The organism is Streptomyces uncialis (genome assembly GCF_036250755.1).
GTDB classification, from domain to species: domain Bacteria; phylum Actinomycetota; class Actinomycetes; order Streptomycetales; family Streptomycetaceae; genus Streptomyces; species Streptomyces uncialis.
The window spans coordinates 6,081,927-6,096,950 of sequence record NZ_CP109583.1 but is presented as its reverse complement, the minus strand read 5'-3'; the positions used below and the strand labels follow the sequence as shown (position 1 = coordinate 6,096,950).

Sequence of the window (15,024 nt, the reverse complement as noted above, 5' to 3'; positions counted from 1 at the left end):
TATGATCGGCCTGATTTCCCGCGTATCTGCGGCCGGAGCGGCCCGTTCGTGCGTCCGGCCGGTCACCGTCCGGGACTTGTGCGGAGCACGACCAGAGCACGAACGCAACGACGCACTGCGGGAGTGAGCGGTGAGCGGAACGTCCGAAGGGCCCGCCCCCACGGCGGACCTCGTCCCCCCGGCCGTCACGGAGAGTCGCGCCGACCCCGGTGATCGCACCGTCCGGACCGCCTGTCCGCCGTCGGCCGCACAGCCCCCCGCGCAGGCGGCCGGCCCGGCCCGGGCACCCGCACCGCCACCTACCCAGGCGCCCACTCCCCCACCGGTCCCCGCGCCCGTACCCGCCGGGACCCGGGCGACGGACCCACGACCGCCGGACCGCCACGCGACGCCGGACCCCCGCACCACGGACCCGGACCAGGCCGAGCTGTATCGCGCCGTGTTCGCCGTCGCGCCGCTCGCGATGGCCGCGGTCGGCCGGGACGGGGTCGTGATCGCCGCGAACGACGCCTTCCACGCGCTCTTCACCCGGCCGTCCGACGGGCCCGGGCCCGGGCCCGTCGGACGGGTCGCGGCCGAGCTGGTGGACCTGGTGGCGGACGACCGGACCTGGCACACGTACCAGGAGGTGCTGCGCGGACGGCAGGCGCGGCTGCGGTGCGGGCGCAGGCTGGCGCGGCCCGACGGCCGCACGATGTGGGCGCAGATCACCGTGACCCCGCTGGCCGACCGGAGCGGGCCCGGGGCCGTCCTGCTGTCGGTGTCCGACGTCAGCGCGCACCGCGAGTTGCAGGCCCGGCTGCGGCACTCCCGGATGCACGACCCGGTGACCCGGCTGCCCAACCGGACGCTGTTCTTCGAACGGCTGGCCGGGGCGCTGGAGGCGGGCGCGTACGACGGGTCCGGGACCGGCCGGGTCGGGCTGTGCTACCTCGACCTGGACGGGTTCAAGGCGGTGAACGACACACTGGGGCACGGGATCGGGGACCGGCTGCTCGCGGCGGTCGCCGAGCGGCTGACCCGGTGCGCCGAGGAGGCGGGGCCGACCCGGGGCACGGCACCGCTGGTGGCGCGGCTCGGCGGGGACGAGTTCGCGCTGCTGGTCGAGGAGTCCCGGGGGACGGAGCAGCTCGCGGATCTCGCCGGGACGGTCCTGCGGACGTTGCAGGAGCCGTTCGACATCGCCGGGCAGCGGCTGTCGGTGTCCGCGTCGATCGGGGTGGTGGAACGGCGGGCCGACGGGACCACGGCGACCGGGCTGATGCAGGCGGCCGACACCACGCTGTACTGGGCGAAGGCCGACGGCAAGGCCCGCTGGACGCTGTTCGACCCGGAGCGCAACGCCCATCGGATGACCCGTCAGGCACTGGTGTCGACCCTGCGCCCGGCCGTGGAACGCGGGGAGTTCCGGCTGGAGTACCAGCCGCTCGTCCGGCTGGACGGCGGTGAGCTGCGCGGGGTCGAGGCCCTGGTGCGCTGGGAGCATCCGCAGTTCGGGACGCTGGCCCCGAACCGGTTCATCGGGCTGGCGGAGGAGGACGGGTCGATCGTCCAGCTGGGCCGCTGGGTGCTGCGCACGGCGTGCCGTCAGGCCCGCCGGTGGCAGCTGGACCACCCGGACACGGAACCGGTGTTCGTGAGCGTGAACGTGGCCGTGCGCCAGGTGTGGGACTCCGATCTGGTGGCGGACGTGGCGGACATCCTCGCGGAGACGGGTCTGGACCCGGGGCTGCTGCAACTGGAGCTGACGGAGTCGGCGGTGATGGGTTCGGCGGGGCGTCCGCTCCAGGCGTTGCAGGCGCTCAGCGACATGGGGGTGCGGATCGCGATCGACGACTTCGGCACGGGGTACTCCAACCTCGCGTACCTGAGCCGGCTGCCGGTGTCGGTCCTCAAGCTGGACGGTTCGTTCGTCCGGGGCTTCCGCTACGAGGGCGGCGCCCATCCGAACCCGGCCGACGAGGTCATCGTCGAGACCCTGGTCCAGCTCGCCCACCGCCTCGGTCTCACGGTCACCGCCGAGTGCGTGGAGACCGCGGGCCAGGCCGCCCGGCTGCGCGGCATCGGCTGCGACACCGCCCAGGGCTGGCTCTACTCCCGCCCGGTCCCCCCGGACCGCATCGCCGCACTCCTCACCGCCCGTACGGCGTCCGACGGGTGAGGGCGGGGGGCTGTCGAAAATGCTGGCAGATTGCTAGCAATGCGACTACTCTGCTTGCATGGCTACTCTCTATCTGCGCGACCTCTCCGACGAGACCGTGACCGAGCTGAAGATAAGAGCGGCACGCAACCACCAGTCGCTCCAGGCGTACACCCGGGCACTCCTGGAGCGGGAGGTCGCCGCTCCGGCACTGGATGACGTCCTCGCCCGGATCGAGGCCCAGGTGTCGGCCCGGTTGTCGACGGAGGACGTCCTGGACGACATCGAGCAGGGGCGGCGGCACCATTGATCGTCATCGACGCGGGAGCACTGGTGCTCCTCGTGGCCGACGCCGGCCCGGTCGGCACCGCTGTCCGTCAGCGGGTCGCCGGGGAAACCCTCGCGGCCCCGCATCTGGTCGACATCGAGGTGACGTCGGCCCTGCTCGGCAGACGCCGGGGCGGCAAGCTGACCGCGGACGAGCTGGAAGCCGCCTGGCACGCCTACGCCCTGCTCCCCGTACGCCGGACCGAGCACATGCCGCTGCTGCCGCGAGTGCGGGAGCTGCACGCGAACCTGTCCGCGTACGACGCCGCGTACGTCGCTCTCGCCGAGGGTCTCCAGGTCCCCCTGGTCACCAGCGACGGGCGCCTGTCCCGCTCGGGCAGCCCGCGCTGCAAGATCGAGGTCATCAACGAGCACACGGTCGGGTAGCGGGATACCCGCCGTCTCAGCCCGTCGGGAGGTCGTACGCGTCGGCGATGAGTTCGTAGGAGCGCAGGCGGGCCCGGCCGCTGTGGGCGTTGGCGGTGAGCATCAGTTCGTCGGCGCCCGTGCGCTTCTGGAGGTCGTCGAGGCCCGCGCGGACCTGGTCGGGGGTGCCGTGGACCACGTCCGCGTTCCAGGAGTCCACGAACTCCCGCTCCTGGGCGGTCCAGGGGTGGTTCGTGGCCTCCTCGGGGGTGGGGACCAGGCCGGGGCGGCCGGTGCGCAGCCGGACCATGCTGAGGGCGGCGGCCAGCACCTGGCGGCGGGCCTCGCCCTCGTCGTCGGCGGCGAGCGCCGAGACACCGATCAGGGCGTACGGGCGGTCGAGGAGGGCCGAGGGACGGAAGGTGTCCCGGTACAGGTCCAGCGCCGGGACCGTGTTGCGGGCGGAGAAGTGGTGGGCGAACGCGAACGGCAGCCCGAGGGTTGCCGCGAGCCGCGCGCTGAAGCCGGACGAGCCGAGCAGCCACACCGGCGGCCGGTGGCGGGACTGGACCCCGCCCGGCGCGGTGGCCTGCACCGGCCCCGGGACGGCGTGTATCCGGGCGTACGGGTGGCCGTCGGGGAAGTCGTCGTCCAGGAACCTGGTCAGCTCCGCGAGGTGCTGGGGGAAGTCGTCGGCGCCCTCCGCGAGGCGTTCGGTGCGGCGCAGGGCCGCGGCCGTGGCGCCGTCCGTACCGGGCGCGCGGCCCAGTCCGAGGTCGACGCGGCCCGGGGCCATGGCCTCCAGGGTGCCGAACTGCTCGGCTATCACCAGGGGGGCGTGGTTGGGCAGCATGACGCCGCCGGAGCCGAGCCGGACGCGTGCGGTGTGCGCGGCCAGATGCGCGAGGATCACCGCCGGGGACGAGGACGCCACCCCGGGCATGGAGTGGTGCTCGGCGACCCAGTAGCGGTGGAAGCCGCGGCGTTCCGCCAGCTTGGCCAGTTCCACGCTGGTGCGCAGTGCCTCGGTGGCGGTGTGTCCGGCGCCCACGGTGACCAGGTCGAGCACGGAGAGGGGTACGGGGGCGGTGCCGTGCCGGGTACCGGTGATGCCGTCGGGGTCGTCGGCCGGGCCGGATCGTGAGCCGGGGGCCGCCGGGGTGTCCGTCCGGGGCCGCGTCCCGTCCGCCGGGTCCTGGTTCCGCTCGCTGCCGCTGCCCGCCGATGCCACCGTCGTCGTCCTCCCGCTCGCCTCCGGCCGGTTCCGACCGGCCTTCCGCGTCAACAGAACAGGAGGGTTGCTCCGTTTGTTCCCCGGGGGCCGTCCGCCCGTCCGCCACGGGCGCGACCGCGCGTGTCCCCCGCGTTCCGGTCAGATCGCGTACCGCCAGGTCACGAGCATGTGCGCGCCGTACCAGGTGCCGAACAGGGCCGCCGCCAGCAGGGTGGGCACGACGGTCCGGCGGGGGGCCCGGGCCAGCCGTACGGCGAGCGGGACGAGCAGCAGCAGCGCGGGCGCCAGCAGCCGCAGCTTGGAGTGGTAGTAGTTCGACTGGCCGACGGTCAGCACCAGCATCGCCGTCCCGTACACCAGCAGCGGCGGCCAGACACCCCGGCGCCAGGCCAGTGCCGTCAGCGCGCAGGCCGCGAGCAGCAGGAACGCGGTGCTCACCGCGACCCAGCCGTCGCCCTGGCGGAACGTGTCGCCGAGGAAGCCGGCGAACGCCGCGCCGAAGTCCCAGTGGGTGCCCCAGCCCGCTTCCTGGACGACGAAGTAGCCGTCGAGCCGTCCGGTGCGTTCCGCGACCCACAGCAGATAGCCGGGGGTGCCCGCGCACGCCAGCGCGAGCGCGGCGACCGGCCGCCAGGTGACCCGGTCCAGGCGGCGGATCTCCAGCACCACCGCGACCGCGAGGGCCAGCGCGAGCGCGGCGGCGGCCGGCCGGGTCAGTCCGGTCAGCAGCGCGAGGACCCCGGCCGTGAGCCAGTGGCCCCGGCGCACCGCCAGCAGCGCGCCCACCGCCAGTGCCAGGAACAGCGACTCGGCGTACGCCATGACGAGCACCACCGCCATGGGCTGCGCCGCCGCGACCAGCACCAGGGTGATCGTCGCGGTCCGGGTCCCGTACAGCGCGCCGATCAGTCCGTGCACGGCGAACAGCGCGCCGAGGAAGGCCAGATGGGCGGTGAGCAGGGCGGCCGTCTCCATGTCGGACCCGAGGGTCCGGTGCGCCAGCCGGACCAGCAGCGGGTACAGCGGGAAGAACGCGAGGGTGCTCCCCTCCGGCTCGCCGTCGGCGTCCCGGGTGATCCCGGCCGGATAGCCGTCCTCGGCTATCCCCAGGTACAGCCGCGCGTCCCAGGACAGCAGCCGGTCCCGTACCCCCGCGCCGCCCGCCGCCGAGGCGGTCACGAACAGCGCGGCGAGATGCGCGGCGGTGGCCGCCGCGTGGACCGCGACCACGGTCCCGACGGTACGGGGCCACCCGGCCGCCCTGGACGCGCGCCGGACGGGCGCCGGGCCCGGGACGCGGACCGGCGCGGGCGGCTGCGGGACACGGGCGGGCGGGGGCCCGGTCCGGGTGTCGATGGCCATCTGGCTCCTCGCGGGATTCGGCTTCTGCCGCGTTTACGCGTCCCGCGAGAGATCCGGTTGACACCTCACCGGCGGTGAGACGTGGATCACCCCCGGGGCGGCGGAGGGTGTCAGGGGCCCACGGTCCCCGGCCCCTGCCATGGACCCGTCGCGGCCGAACCGCCTTCCGGACGCTCGCTCCGGCCCGGTCCGCGCGGACTGCCCTCGGGGAACGGATGGTCCATGGCGGAGGTCGGCGGCGGGGAGGAGCCGGTGGCCGGGGGAACGCTGGAGCTGGGCGAGTGTTCCGGGCTCCCGGCCGGACCGCTGGTCCCGCCGGTGCCGGTGGGCGGACGGGAGCCCGAGGGGCCGAGGGTGCCCATGGTCCCGGTGGGACCGGACGTGCCGAGGGTTCCGGTGGGACCCCGGTCCGGTGTGCCCTCCGTCCCGTCGGTGGACGCGGCGGGCACCGGCGGGGGCGCGGGGGCCGGTGCCGTGGCCTGGGTGAGCAGGAACGCGGTCACCGTGGCGGCCACGGTCACCGCGCCCGCCGCCGACACGGCCAGCGTCCGGCGCCTGCGGGAACGGCCCCGTTCGGCGATCACCCGGATGTCCACCGGCCGGGTCAGGCCGGCGGCCCGGTCGGCCGCCTCCCGCAGTTCCGCGCCGAGGTCGTCGTCGTGCTCGGTCATCGGTGGTCCTCCCCGCTGGGCGACGGACGGTCGGTGGCGCGGCCGGCGGTACGGACACCCGGCCGCGGGCCGAGGGAATCGGCGAACCGGGCCCGGGCCCGCGACAGATGGGTCTTGACCGTGCCGCTCGCGAGCCGGGTCTCGGCGGCGATCTGGTCGACGGTGAGATCGCAGACGTAGAACAACGTCGCGCACTGGCGCTGCCGGGCGGGCATGTCACGCAGCGCGCGTTCGATGTCGACCATGCCCGGGTCGGGCCCGCCGCTGGTCAGGGGATCGGCCCGCTGCTCCCAGGCGGCGCGGCCCCGGACCAGGCGGCGCCAGCGGCTGACCGCGAGCCGCCAGGCGACGGTCCGCACCCACGCGTCGGGGCCGAGGTCGCGGTCGAGGCGGCCACGGCTGTTCCAGGCCCGGACGAACGCCTCCTGGACCACGTCCTGGGCCTCGTGGAAGTCGCCGGTCATGACATACAGCTGGCCGGTGATCCGGTGAACCGAACGCCGATAGAAATCGGCGAACTCCTCCTCCGTCAAACGTCAGCGCTCCTCGCAAAGAATCCGGGTGACGCAGACGGTACGCGTGGGCTCCGCCCTACGGTTTACAGAGCGTGACGCACCTCACAGGTCGCCTTCGCTTGCGCTTCCGAGGTTCCCCGTACTGGACGTACTTGTCCCTGCGGGTCGCCTTCGCTTGCGCTTGTGAGGTCTGTCCGGCTGGGCCCACTTGTCCCTGTGCGGGTCGCCTTCGCTTGCGCTTGTGAGGTCTGTCCGGCTGGGCCCACTTGTCCCTGTGCGGGTCGCCTTCGCTTGCGCTTGTGAGGTCTGTCCGGCTGGGCGCACTTGTCCCTGTGCGGGTTGGACGGGGGTGCGCAGTTCCCCGCGCCCCTGGATGCTGCCCCTTTGCGGTCGTTCGCCGGGTGCGGGTCGGCCCTCGTCTTTTGCGCAGTTCCCCGCGCCCCTTTGGGGGCGCCTCTTCAGGCTGTCGGTCAGGTGCGGGCCTTTGCTTGCGGAACCACCCTCCTCGCGGACTCGCCGGACTGCGGGAGGGGGTGGGCGGGAATCTCTGCTCGCAGACTCCGATGCTCTTCAGTCGGACCACTGGACGTCGTACCGAGCGTGTCGGATCGAGGACGGAGAATCCCGACCGGCACCGACCCGAAGAACAAGCCGGGTGCGCCCCAAAGGGGCGCGGGGAACTGCGCACCCCCGTCCGACCTGTGCGGGGACAAGTGGGTCCAGCGCAGGAAACGGGGGCGGCGACCCGGCGGGACCCTCAGGGGCCGGGGACGTACCCCCGGGGCTTGTCCACGACATTGCGCAGGACCTCCCCCCGCACCCACCTCCCGAACTGCTCCACGAACTGCGCCCCCAACGCGTCCCGCCACCCCAGCACGTCCCCGCTCATATGCGGGGACACGATCAACCCGGGCACCCCCCACAGCGGACTGCGCTCCCCCACCGGCTCCACCTCGAAGACATCGAGCGCGGCCCCGGCGATCCATCGCCGCGACAACGCGTCGACGAGTTCGTCCGTCACCACCAGCGCTCCGCGCCCCACATTGACGAAGCGCGCGGACGGCTGCATCATCCCGAACCGCCGGGAGCCGAACATCCCCCTCGTCTGTGCGGTCAGCGGCGCCGCGCACACGATCCAGTCCGCGCGGGCGAGCATCCGGTCCAGCTCGTCCGGCCCGTGCACCCCCGGCCCCGAGACCCGGCCGACCACGGCCGTCCGTACGCCCAGCGCCTTCAGGGTCCGGGCGACGGCCTTCCCGATCGGCCCGGAGCCGACCACGACGGCCCGTGACCCCGCGACCCGCAGGGTGTCCCGGTGCCGCCATTCGCCGTGCCGCTGGAGGTCCAGGGTCCGGGGCAGATCCTTGGCCATCGCCAGCACCAGTGCGGCGACGTACTCGGCGACGGGCCCCTCGAAGACCCCGCGCGCGTTGGTGACGACCGTGCCGGACGCGACGAGCTCCGGGCCCAGCACATGATCGACGCCCGCGCTCGCCGCGTGCACCCACCGGGGCCGGGGCCCCGTACCGGGCCAGGCGCGGCGTACCGCGTCGCTGGTGTGGTCCCACACCAGCAGCACGTCCGCCGACGGCAGCAGCGCGGCCAGCGAGTCGCCGTCGGTACGGACCACCTGGGCCCGTCCGATGAGGCTCCCGAGCCGGGGCGGCGGGTCGGCGTCCAGGACGAGGACGGTGGGCAGGGGGGAGTCCGCTCGTACGGGGGAGTCCGCTCGCGGGGGGAAGTGCGCTTCCGGTTCCAAGGGGGCGTCCGCTTCCGTCAGGGGTGGCCGGGGCCGCCGGGGCGGGCGTCCCGGTCCGGCGGTGGCCGTCCCCCGGGGCGCCCGTACACGGCCCGACCACGCTGGCACCGGGCGTCACCCCCGTCAACACGGTTCCCGGCCGTCGCGCCGGGCCCGGCCGCGCGGGGCATCCTGGGAGAAGACCCCGGCGGCCCGACGGGTGGGCCCCGGCCCGCTGGGCAGGCGAGCGGTGGAGCCCTGACGGGCGAAACCGCCCGGCCCCGTGGTGGGGCCGGGAGCCACCCACGCGAAGGAGGAGGACGTGACCTCACTGGGATTCCTGTACCCGGGACGGACCGCGGCGGACGACTACCCGCGTATGGAGCAGCTGATCGGCAGCGACATCCGGCTGTATCTGGTCCACGCCGACGGGCCGGGAACGGACGCCACCGGTCCCGTCGCGGAGGACGGGCCGGGTCTCGACGTGGGCGCCGTGCCGGTGCCCACCGGGTCGGCCGACCGGCTCGCGGCGGTGGGCGAGGAGCTGCGGCTGTCGGGCGCGGAGGCCGTCGTCTGGGCGGGGCCGGGCTTCGCGCTGGGTCCCGAGGGCGCGCAGGAGCAGGTCCGCGCGTTGGCGCGGGCCGCGGGGCTGCCCGCGTCGAGCACGTCGTTCGGCTTCGTGCACGCGGTCCGTGAGGTGGGCGCGCGGCGGGTCGCCGTCGCGTCCGTGTACACACCGGTGCTGACGGGGCTGTTCACCGACTTCCTCGCCGCGGCGGGCACGGAGGTCGTGTCGGTGGCGCACGGCTCCGCCGACGACCTGGTGGCGCTGGCCGCCGAGGCGGACCATCCCGATGCCGGGGCCGTCCTCGTGCCGGGTACCGCGGTGCACACCGCCGCGCAGGTGTCCGTCCTGGAGGAGCGGCTGGGCAAGCCGGTGCTCACGGCGAATCAGGTGACCGTGTGGGAGGGATTGCGGCTGACCGACCGGCGGGTGAACGCGCCGGGGCTCGGTGCGTTGTTCACCCGCGAGCCGGTGGTGCAGGCGCCCCCGTCCCGTTAACCGCGTGTGCTTGCCGCGCTTTCGAGGTCTGTCCGGCTGGGCGTACTTGTCCCTGTACAGGTCGTCCGTGGGTGCGCAGTTCCCCGCGGGTCGCCTTCGCTTGCGCTTCGTAGGTCTGTCCGGCTGGACGAACTTCGTTCCTGTGCCGTCGCTCGGTGGTTTCGCGCAGTTCCCCGCGCCCCTGTCGGGGCGCGTTCTGCCGGTTCTTTGGGTCGGTGCCGGTCGGGATTCTCCGTCCTCGATCCGACACGCTCGGTAAGCCGTTACGTTGCCCGACTGAAGAGCATCGGAGTCTGCGAGCAGAGATTCCCGCCCACCCCCTTCGGCAGCCGAGCGACTGCGCGAGGAGGGGGGTTCCGCAAGCAAAGGCCCGCACCTGACCGACAGCCTGAAGGGGCGCCCCCAAAGGGGCGCGGGGAACTGCGCAAAAACGAGGGCGACCCGCACCCGGCGAACGACCGCAAAGGGGCAGCATCCAGGGGCGCGGGGAACTGCGCACCCACGGACGGCCTGTGCGGGGACAAGTGGGCCCAGCCGGACAGACCTCACAAGCGCGAGCGAAGGCGACCCGCGGGGAACTGCGCACCCACGAACGACCCGTACAGGGACAGGTACGTCCAGGTGTGGAACCCCAGAAGCGTGGGCGATGGCGAGTCCCGGTGGGGGTACCGGGGTAGCGATGGGTGGGGGGTACGGGTGGGGAGGGTGTGTGGACGGGATCTTGGCGCTGGGGGCCGTGGAACTGGTCGAGGGGTACCGGACGGGCAGATTCACGCCCGTCGACGCCGTGGAGGCGGCACTGCGCAGGGCGGACGACGTCCAGCGGAAACTCAACGCGTTCGTGCGGATCGACACCGAGGGCGCCCTGGCCGAGGCCCGCGCCTCCGCGGCCCGCTGGTACCGCGGCGAACCGGCCGGTCTGCTGGACGGCGTCCCCGTGACCGTCAAGGACACCTTCCTCCAGCGCGGGACACCGAGCCTGCGGGGCTCCCGCACCGTGGACCCGGTGGGCCGCCACTGGACCGAGGACGCCCCGGCCGTGGCCCGGCTCCGTGAGCAGCACGCCGTGTTCCTCGGCCGGACCACCACCCCGGAGTTCGGCTGGAAGGCCGTGACGGACTCGCCCCTGACCGGGATCACCCGCAACCCGTACGGCCCGGACCGGACCAGCGGGGGCTCCAGCGGCGGCAGCGCGGTGGCCGTCGCGACGGGCGCGGGCGCCCTGTCCATCGGCACCGACGGCGGCGGCAGCGTCCGCATCCCCGCCGCGTTCTGCGGTGTCCTCGGGCTGAAGCCGACGTACGGGCTCGTGCCCGTGTACCCGGCGAGCGTGTACGGCTCGCTGGCGCATGTGGGCCCGCTGGCCAGGGACGCGGCGGACGCCGCGCTGATGATGGACGTCCTCGCGCGGCCGGACGCCCGGGACCCCTGGCAGGCGGGCCCGCCCGGCACCGGGTTCCGGGCCGGGCTGGACGGCGGGGTGCGGGGGCTGCGGATCGCGTTCTCGCCGTCGCTGGGCGGCCAGGTCGCGGTGCGCCCGCAGGTCGCGGCGGTGGTGCGGCGGGCGGTGGAGCGTCTCGCGGGCCTCGGCGCGTACGTCGAGGAGACCGATCCGGACCTCACCGACCCGGTGGACGCCTTCCACACCCTGTGGGCCGGCGGGATAGCCCGGTCCACCCGGGGCCTCGGGCCCGCCCAGCTGGCGCTCCTGGACCCGGGGCTGCGGGAGATGCGGGCGGCGGGGACGGGCCTGTCCGGCCTGGACGTGCTGGCCGCCGAGGCGGTCCGCGGCGAGCTGGGGCGGCGGATGAGCCTGTTCCACCAGCGGTACGACGTGCTGCTGACCCCGACGCTCCCGCTGACCGCGTTCCCGGCGGGCGCCGAGGTCCCGCCGGGCAGCGGAGCGCGCCGCTGGACGAGCTGGACCCCGTTCACGTACCCGTTCAACATGACCACCCAGCCCGCGGCGAGCGTGCCGGTCGGTCTCGACGGGGAGGGGCTGCCGGTGGGGCTCCAGATCGTGGCGGCGCGGTTCGCCGACCGGACCGTGCTGCGGACGGCGCACGCGCTGTACACGGCCGGGATCGCGGGCGTCCCCGCTCCGGACCTCCAGGGCCCGCCGACGGACGGGGACCGGTCGGCGGGCTGACCGGAAATACCCGTCCCCCGGACGGCGCAGCCGCCGGAGGCGCACTGTCGCCCGGACGGCGTCAGAACACCCGGTCGGCGGACGGCCGTCCGGTGCGGGGCGTGAACTGACCGGAATAACTCGCTTGGCACGGGGTAGCCGCGCGCCCATGGCTCCACCACTGCGAGACGACTCAGCGAACAGACGCACAGGGCGGCCCTCGGCGGACGGCGGCGCCCGGCCGGAACCGGTTCCGATATCCCGCTCCGCGACCACCGGGCCCCGCCGGAGGACCCTGCTCACCGGGGCGGCCGTGCTCGGCACCGCCGGTGCGCTCGGCGCCGCCGGCTGCTCCCGGGTGCCCACCGGCGACACCCTGGCCCGGCTGCGGTCCCAGGGCACGGTACGCCTCGGGATCGCGGGCGAGGTGCCCTACGGATACATCGACGAGGACGGTGAGTTCACCGGGGAGGCCGTCGAACTGGCCAAGGTCATCTTCAAGCGGCTGGGGGTACCCGGGGTACAGCCGGTCGCCACCGACTTCAGCTCACTGATCCCCGGGCTGAAGACCCAGCAGTTCGACGTGGTCTCCGCGGGCATGTACATCAACAAGGAGCGCTGCGAGCAGGTCATCTTCTCCGACCCCGAGTACCAGATGCTGGACTCGTTCATCGTCCGCAAGGGCAATCCGCTGGGCCTGCGCGGCTACGCGGACGTGATCCGGGCGAAGGCGAAGTTCGGTACGGGGGCGGGGTACGCGCAGTCCGCGTACGCGGTCGGGGCCGGCTACCCGGAGAAGGACATAGTGATCCTCCAGGACCAGGTGGCGGGGCTGAACGCCGTGGAGTCCGGCCGTATCGACGTCTTCGGCGGGACGGCCCTGACCACCCGGCAGGTCACCCGCAAGAGCCGCCGGGCGGAGGCCACGAAGGCGTTCGCCCCGGTCGTGGACGGTGAGAAGCACATCGACGGCGGCGGGTTCACGTTCCGGCCCACCGACACCGGGCTGCGGGACGCCTTCAACGTCGAGATCCACAAGATGAAGGACAGCGGCGAACTCTTCCGGATACTGCGCCCGTTCGGTTTCACCGAGGCGGAGATGACGGACCTGACCGCCGAGGAGCTGTGCTCATGACCGTGGGACTCTGGCAGAACTGGGTGCTGCCCGGTATCTGGATCACCCTCCAGCTCACCGTGTACAGCGCGGCCCTGGCGACCGCCGTCGCGTTCGGGGTGGGCATCGCGCGCACCCACCGGCTGAAGACCGTGCGGTTCCTCGCCGGGCTGTACACGGAGGTCTTCCGGGGTACATCGGCGCTGGTGCTGATGTTCTGGCTGTTCTTCGTGATGCCGCAGCTCGTCGGCTGGTCGCTCGTCCCGATGTGGGCGGCCGTCCTCGCGCTCGGTCTGTCGTACGGGGCGTACGGCGCGGAGATCGTCCGGGGCGCGCTCGGCGCGGTGGCCCCGGCGCAGCGGGAGGCGGGCGTCGCGCTCAGCTTCACGCCCTGGCAGCGGCTGCGGCTGATCCTGCTGCCGCAGGCGGTGCCGGAGATGATCCCGCCGTTCTGCAATCTGCTGATAGAGCTGTTGAAGGGGACCGCGCTGGTGTCACTGCTCGGGATCGGCGATGTGTCGTTCGCCGCGTATCTGGTCCGGCTCGCGACCCAGGACAGCGCGCAGATCTACGGCATCACGCTGGTGATCTACTTCGTGATCGCGTTCGCCCTCACCCGGGGCATGAAGGCGCTGGAGCGCCGTGCCAAGGCCGGGGTCGGCAAGGCCCCCGCCGCGATGGGTGTCGGAGGTGGCACCGCATGAGCACCTCATCCATGACCTCGGCCGCGGCGGCCCAGCCGGACGCCTGGGACTGGGCGGCCGTCTCGGACTTCATGCCGTACTTCTGGGACGGTGTGCTCACCACCCTCCAGGTGCTGGCCCTCGGCTCGCTGATCTCGTTCACGCTGGGCCTGGTCTGGGCGCTCGCCCTGCGGGCGCCGAGCCGGTTCGTGCGCTGGCCGGTGGGCATGCTGACCGAGTTCATCCGCAACACCCCGCTGCTGGTGCAGCTGTTCTTCCTGTTCTTCGTGCTGCCCGAGTGGGGCATCCAGTTCTCGGCCCTGACCACCGGCATAGTGGCGATCGGGCTGCACTACTCGACGTACACCGCGCAGGTGTACCGCGCGGGCATCGACGGTGTGCCGACCGGGCAGTGGGAGGCGGCCCGCGCGCTGAGCCTGCCGTACCACCGGACGTGGACGGCGGTGATCCTGCCGCAGGCCGTGCGCCGGGTCGTCCCCGCGCTCGGCAACTACGTCATCGCGATGCTGAAGGACACCCCGCTGCTCGCCGGTATCGGCGTACTGGAACTGCTTCAGCGTGCGCGGCTCCAGGCCACGGACACCTTCCAGTACACCGAGGCCCTGACCGTCGTCGGGATCGCCTTCATCCTCATCGCCTATCCGTCCTCGCTGCTGATCCGATCCCTGGAGCGCCGTCTTGTCCACTGACCAGAGTCCGAAGATCCTTGACACGGGGGCGAACGGTGGTGAGGAGCTGATCCGCTTCGAGAACGTCACCAAGCGGTTCGGCAAGGCCACGGTGCTGGACGGCCTCGACTTCCAGGTCGGCCGGGGCAAGCATGTGACGCTGATCGGCCCGTCCGGCTCCGGCAAGACGACGATCCTGCGGCTGCTGATGACGCTGCTCAAGCCCGACGAGGGCCGGATCAAGGTGAACGGGGACTACCTCACCCACGAGGAACGCGGCGGGAAGCTGGTCCCGGCCCGGGAGAAGCACGTCCGCGAGGTCCGCAAGAACATCGGCATGGTGTTCCAGCAGTTCAACCTGTTCCCGAACATGAAGGTGCTGCGCAACATCACCGAGGCACCGGTGACCGTGCTCGGGATGTCGAAGGACGAGGCCGAGCAGCGGGGCAAGGAACTGCTGGACCTGGTCGGGCTGGGCGACCGCTGCGACGCGTACCCCACGCAGCTGTCCGGCGGACAGCAGCAGCGGGTGGCCATCGCCCGCGCCCTGGCGATGCGTCCGCAGGTGCTGCTGCTGGACGAGGTGACCTCGGCGCTCGACCCGGAGCTGGTCGCGGGGGTGCTGGACGTGCTGCGGGACGTGGCGCACAGCACGGACATCACGATGCTGTGCGTCACCCATGAGATGAACTTCGCCCGGGACATCTCCGACCAGGTCCTGATGTTCGACGAGGGCAAGGTGATCGAGTCGGGCCCGCCGGAGAAGATGTTCAGCGATCCGGATCTGGACCGGACCCGGGAGTTCCTCAGCGCGATCCTGTGAGGGGTGCGTGCGGTGGGCCGTGGGTGAGGGCGCCGGGCCGGCGGGGCGGGTGAGCGGTCCGGCCCGGTGGGTCCGGCCCGGCGGCCCCTTCCCGGCCCCGTATGCCCTGGACATATGCCGGACGGCCATTTCGCACCGGGCTCCGGGCGCGTCGCCGACACGTACCGGTGA

General features: G+C 73.3%; 14 protein-coding genes. 9 read left to right on the top strand and 5 right to left on the bottom strand.

The window, feature by feature from the left end; translation table 11 throughout:
* The first annotated feature begins 130 nt into the window (after nucleotides 1–130).
* From OG711_RS25480 to OG711_RS25470, 3 genes are read left to right on the top strand one after another with little or no spacing between them, the layout of a single operon-like run.
* Nucleotides 131–2,161, top strand: a complete 2,031-nt coding sequence (locus tag OG711_RS25480) for a putative bifunctional diguanylate cyclase/phosphodiesterase (RefSeq protein WP_329560629.1) — start codon at nucleotides 131–133, stop codon at nucleotides 2,159–2,161.
* Nucleotides 2,162–2,219: 58 nt separating this feature from the next.
* Entirely contained in the window at nucleotides 2,220–2,450 is a 231-nt protein-coding gene (locus OG711_RS25475; RefSeq protein WP_073793855.1) for a FitA-like ribbon-helix-helix domain-containing protein, read from the top strand.
* A complete protein-coding gene (locus tag OG711_RS25470; protein ID WP_329560627.1) occupies nucleotides 2,447–2,854 on the top strand; it encodes a type II toxin-antitoxin system VapC family toxin in 408 nt (135 codons plus the stop codon). Before OG711_RS25475 ends, OG711_RS25470 begins: the two co-directional genes overlap by 4 nt.
* A gap of 16 nt (nucleotides 2,855–2,870) precedes the next feature.
* Here the strand turns inward: OG711_RS25470 and OG711_RS25465 are convergent, their stop codons facing one another.
* The 5 genes from OG711_RS25465 to OG711_RS25445 all read right to left on the bottom strand — a co-directional run bounded on the left by OG711_RS25465 (nucleotide 2,871) and on the right by OG711_RS25445 (nucleotide 8,314).
* A complete protein-coding gene (locus OG711_RS25465) occupies nucleotides 2,871–3,944 on the bottom strand; it encodes an LLM class flavin-dependent oxidoreductase (RefSeq protein WP_329564016.1) in 1,074 nt (357 codons plus the stop codon).
* A gap of 261 nt (nucleotides 3,945–4,205) precedes the next feature.
* Nucleotides 4,206–5,429 carry a hypothetical protein gene (locus OG711_RS25460; RefSeq protein WP_329560625.1) on the bottom strand — a complete coding sequence of 408 codons (1,224 nt, stop codon included), beginning with the start codon at nucleotides 5,427–5,429 and terminating at the stop codon, nucleotides 4,206–4,208.
* A gap of 110 nt (nucleotides 5,430–5,539) precedes the next feature.
* A complete protein-coding gene (locus OG711_RS25455; RefSeq protein ID WP_266515910.1) occupies nucleotides 5,540–6,100 on the bottom strand; it encodes a hypothetical protein in 561 nt (186 codons plus the stop codon).
* On the bottom strand, nucleotides 6,097–6,633 hold the full coding sequence (locus OG711_RS25450) for a SigE family RNA polymerase sigma factor (RefSeq protein ID WP_073793858.1): 537 nt from the start codon (nucleotides 6,631–6,633) through the stop codon (nucleotides 6,097–6,099). Before OG711_RS25450 ends, OG711_RS25455 begins: the two co-directional genes overlap by 4 nt.
* A 739-nt stretch (nucleotides 6,634–7,372) precedes the next feature.
* A complete protein-coding gene (locus OG711_RS25445; RefSeq protein WP_099279125.1) occupies nucleotides 7,373–8,314 on the bottom strand; it encodes a D-2-hydroxyacid dehydrogenase in 942 nt (313 codons plus the stop codon).
* A gap of 361 nt (nucleotides 8,315–8,675) precedes the next feature.
* Between OG711_RS25445 and OG711_RS25440 the strand changes: the two genes are divergently transcribed.
* The 6 genes from OG711_RS25440 to ehuA all read left to right on the top strand — a co-directional run bounded on the left by OG711_RS25440 (nucleotide 8,676) and on the right by ehuA (nucleotide 14,853).
* Nucleotides 8,676–9,416 carry a maleate cis-trans isomerase family protein gene (locus tag OG711_RS25440; protein WP_329560622.1) on the top strand — a complete coding sequence of 247 codons (741 nt, stop codon included), beginning with the start codon at nucleotides 8,676–8,678 and terminating at the stop codon, nucleotides 9,414–9,416.
* Nucleotides 9,417–10,095: 679 nt separating this feature from the next.
* The gene (locus OG711_RS25435; protein WP_405674057.1) at nucleotides 10,096–11,565 is read left to right on the top strand and encodes an amidase; all 1,470 of its coding nucleotides are present in this window, start codon (nucleotides 10,096–10,098) and stop codon (nucleotides 11,563–11,565) included.
* Between the two features lie 292 nt (nucleotides 11,566–11,857).
* Nucleotides 11,858–12,679, top strand: coding sequence for an ectoine/hydroxyectoine ABC transporter substrate-binding protein EhuB (gene ehuB, locus OG711_RS25430; protein WP_245877007.1), 822 nt, complete (start codon nucleotides 11,858–11,860; stop codon nucleotides 12,677–12,679).
* A complete protein-coding gene (ehuC, locus tag OG711_RS25425; protein ID WP_073793860.1) occupies nucleotides 12,676–13,362 on the top strand; it encodes an ectoine/hydroxyectoine ABC transporter permease subunit EhuC in 687 nt (228 codons plus the stop codon). Before ehuB ends, ehuC begins: the two co-directional genes overlap by 4 nt.
* Complete coding sequence (gene ehuD / locus OG711_RS25420; RefSeq protein ID WP_245877008.1) at nucleotides 13,359–14,051, top strand: ectoine/hydroxyectoine ABC transporter permease subunit EhuD; 693 nt, start codon at nucleotides 13,359–13,361, stop codon at nucleotides 14,049–14,051. Before ehuC ends, ehuD begins: the two co-directional genes overlap by 4 nt.
* On the top strand, nucleotides 14,041–14,853 hold the full coding sequence (ehuA, locus tag OG711_RS25415) for an ectoine/hydroxyectoine ABC transporter ATP-binding protein EhuA (RefSeq protein ID WP_073793862.1): 813 nt from the start codon (nucleotides 14,041–14,043) through the stop codon (nucleotides 14,851–14,853). The genes ehuD and ehuA overlap by 11 nt, the downstream gene beginning before the upstream one ends.
* Nucleotides 14,854–15,024 lie beyond the last annotated feature (171 nt).

What these genes read in the sequence shown, in the direction of transcription:
- OG711_RS25475 (WP_073793855.1), top strand. Translation starts at nt 2,220, where the DNA reads ATGGCTACTCTCTATCTGCGCGACCTCTCCGACGAGACCGTGACCGAG.
- OG711_RS25460 (WP_329560625.1), bottom strand. Translation starts at nt 5,429, where the DNA reads ATGGCCATCGACACCCGGACCGGGCCCCCGCCCGCCCGTGTCCCGCAG.
- OG711_RS25455 (WP_266515910.1), bottom strand. Translation starts at nt 6,100, where the DNA reads ATGACCGAGCACGACGACGACCTCGGCGCGGAACTGCGGGAGGCGGCC.
- OG711_RS25435 (WP_405674057.1), top strand. Translation starts at nt 10,096, where the DNA reads ATGGGTGGGGGGTACGGGTGGGGAGGGTGTGTGGACGGGATCTTGGCG.
- ehuC (WP_073793860.1), top strand. Translation starts at nt 12,676, where the DNA reads ATGACCGTGGGACTCTGGCAGAACTGGGTGCTGCCCGGTATCTGGATC.
- ehuD (WP_245877008.1), top strand. Translation starts at nt 13,359, where the DNA reads ATGAGCACCTCATCCATGACCTCGGCCGCGGCGGCCCAGCCGGACGCC.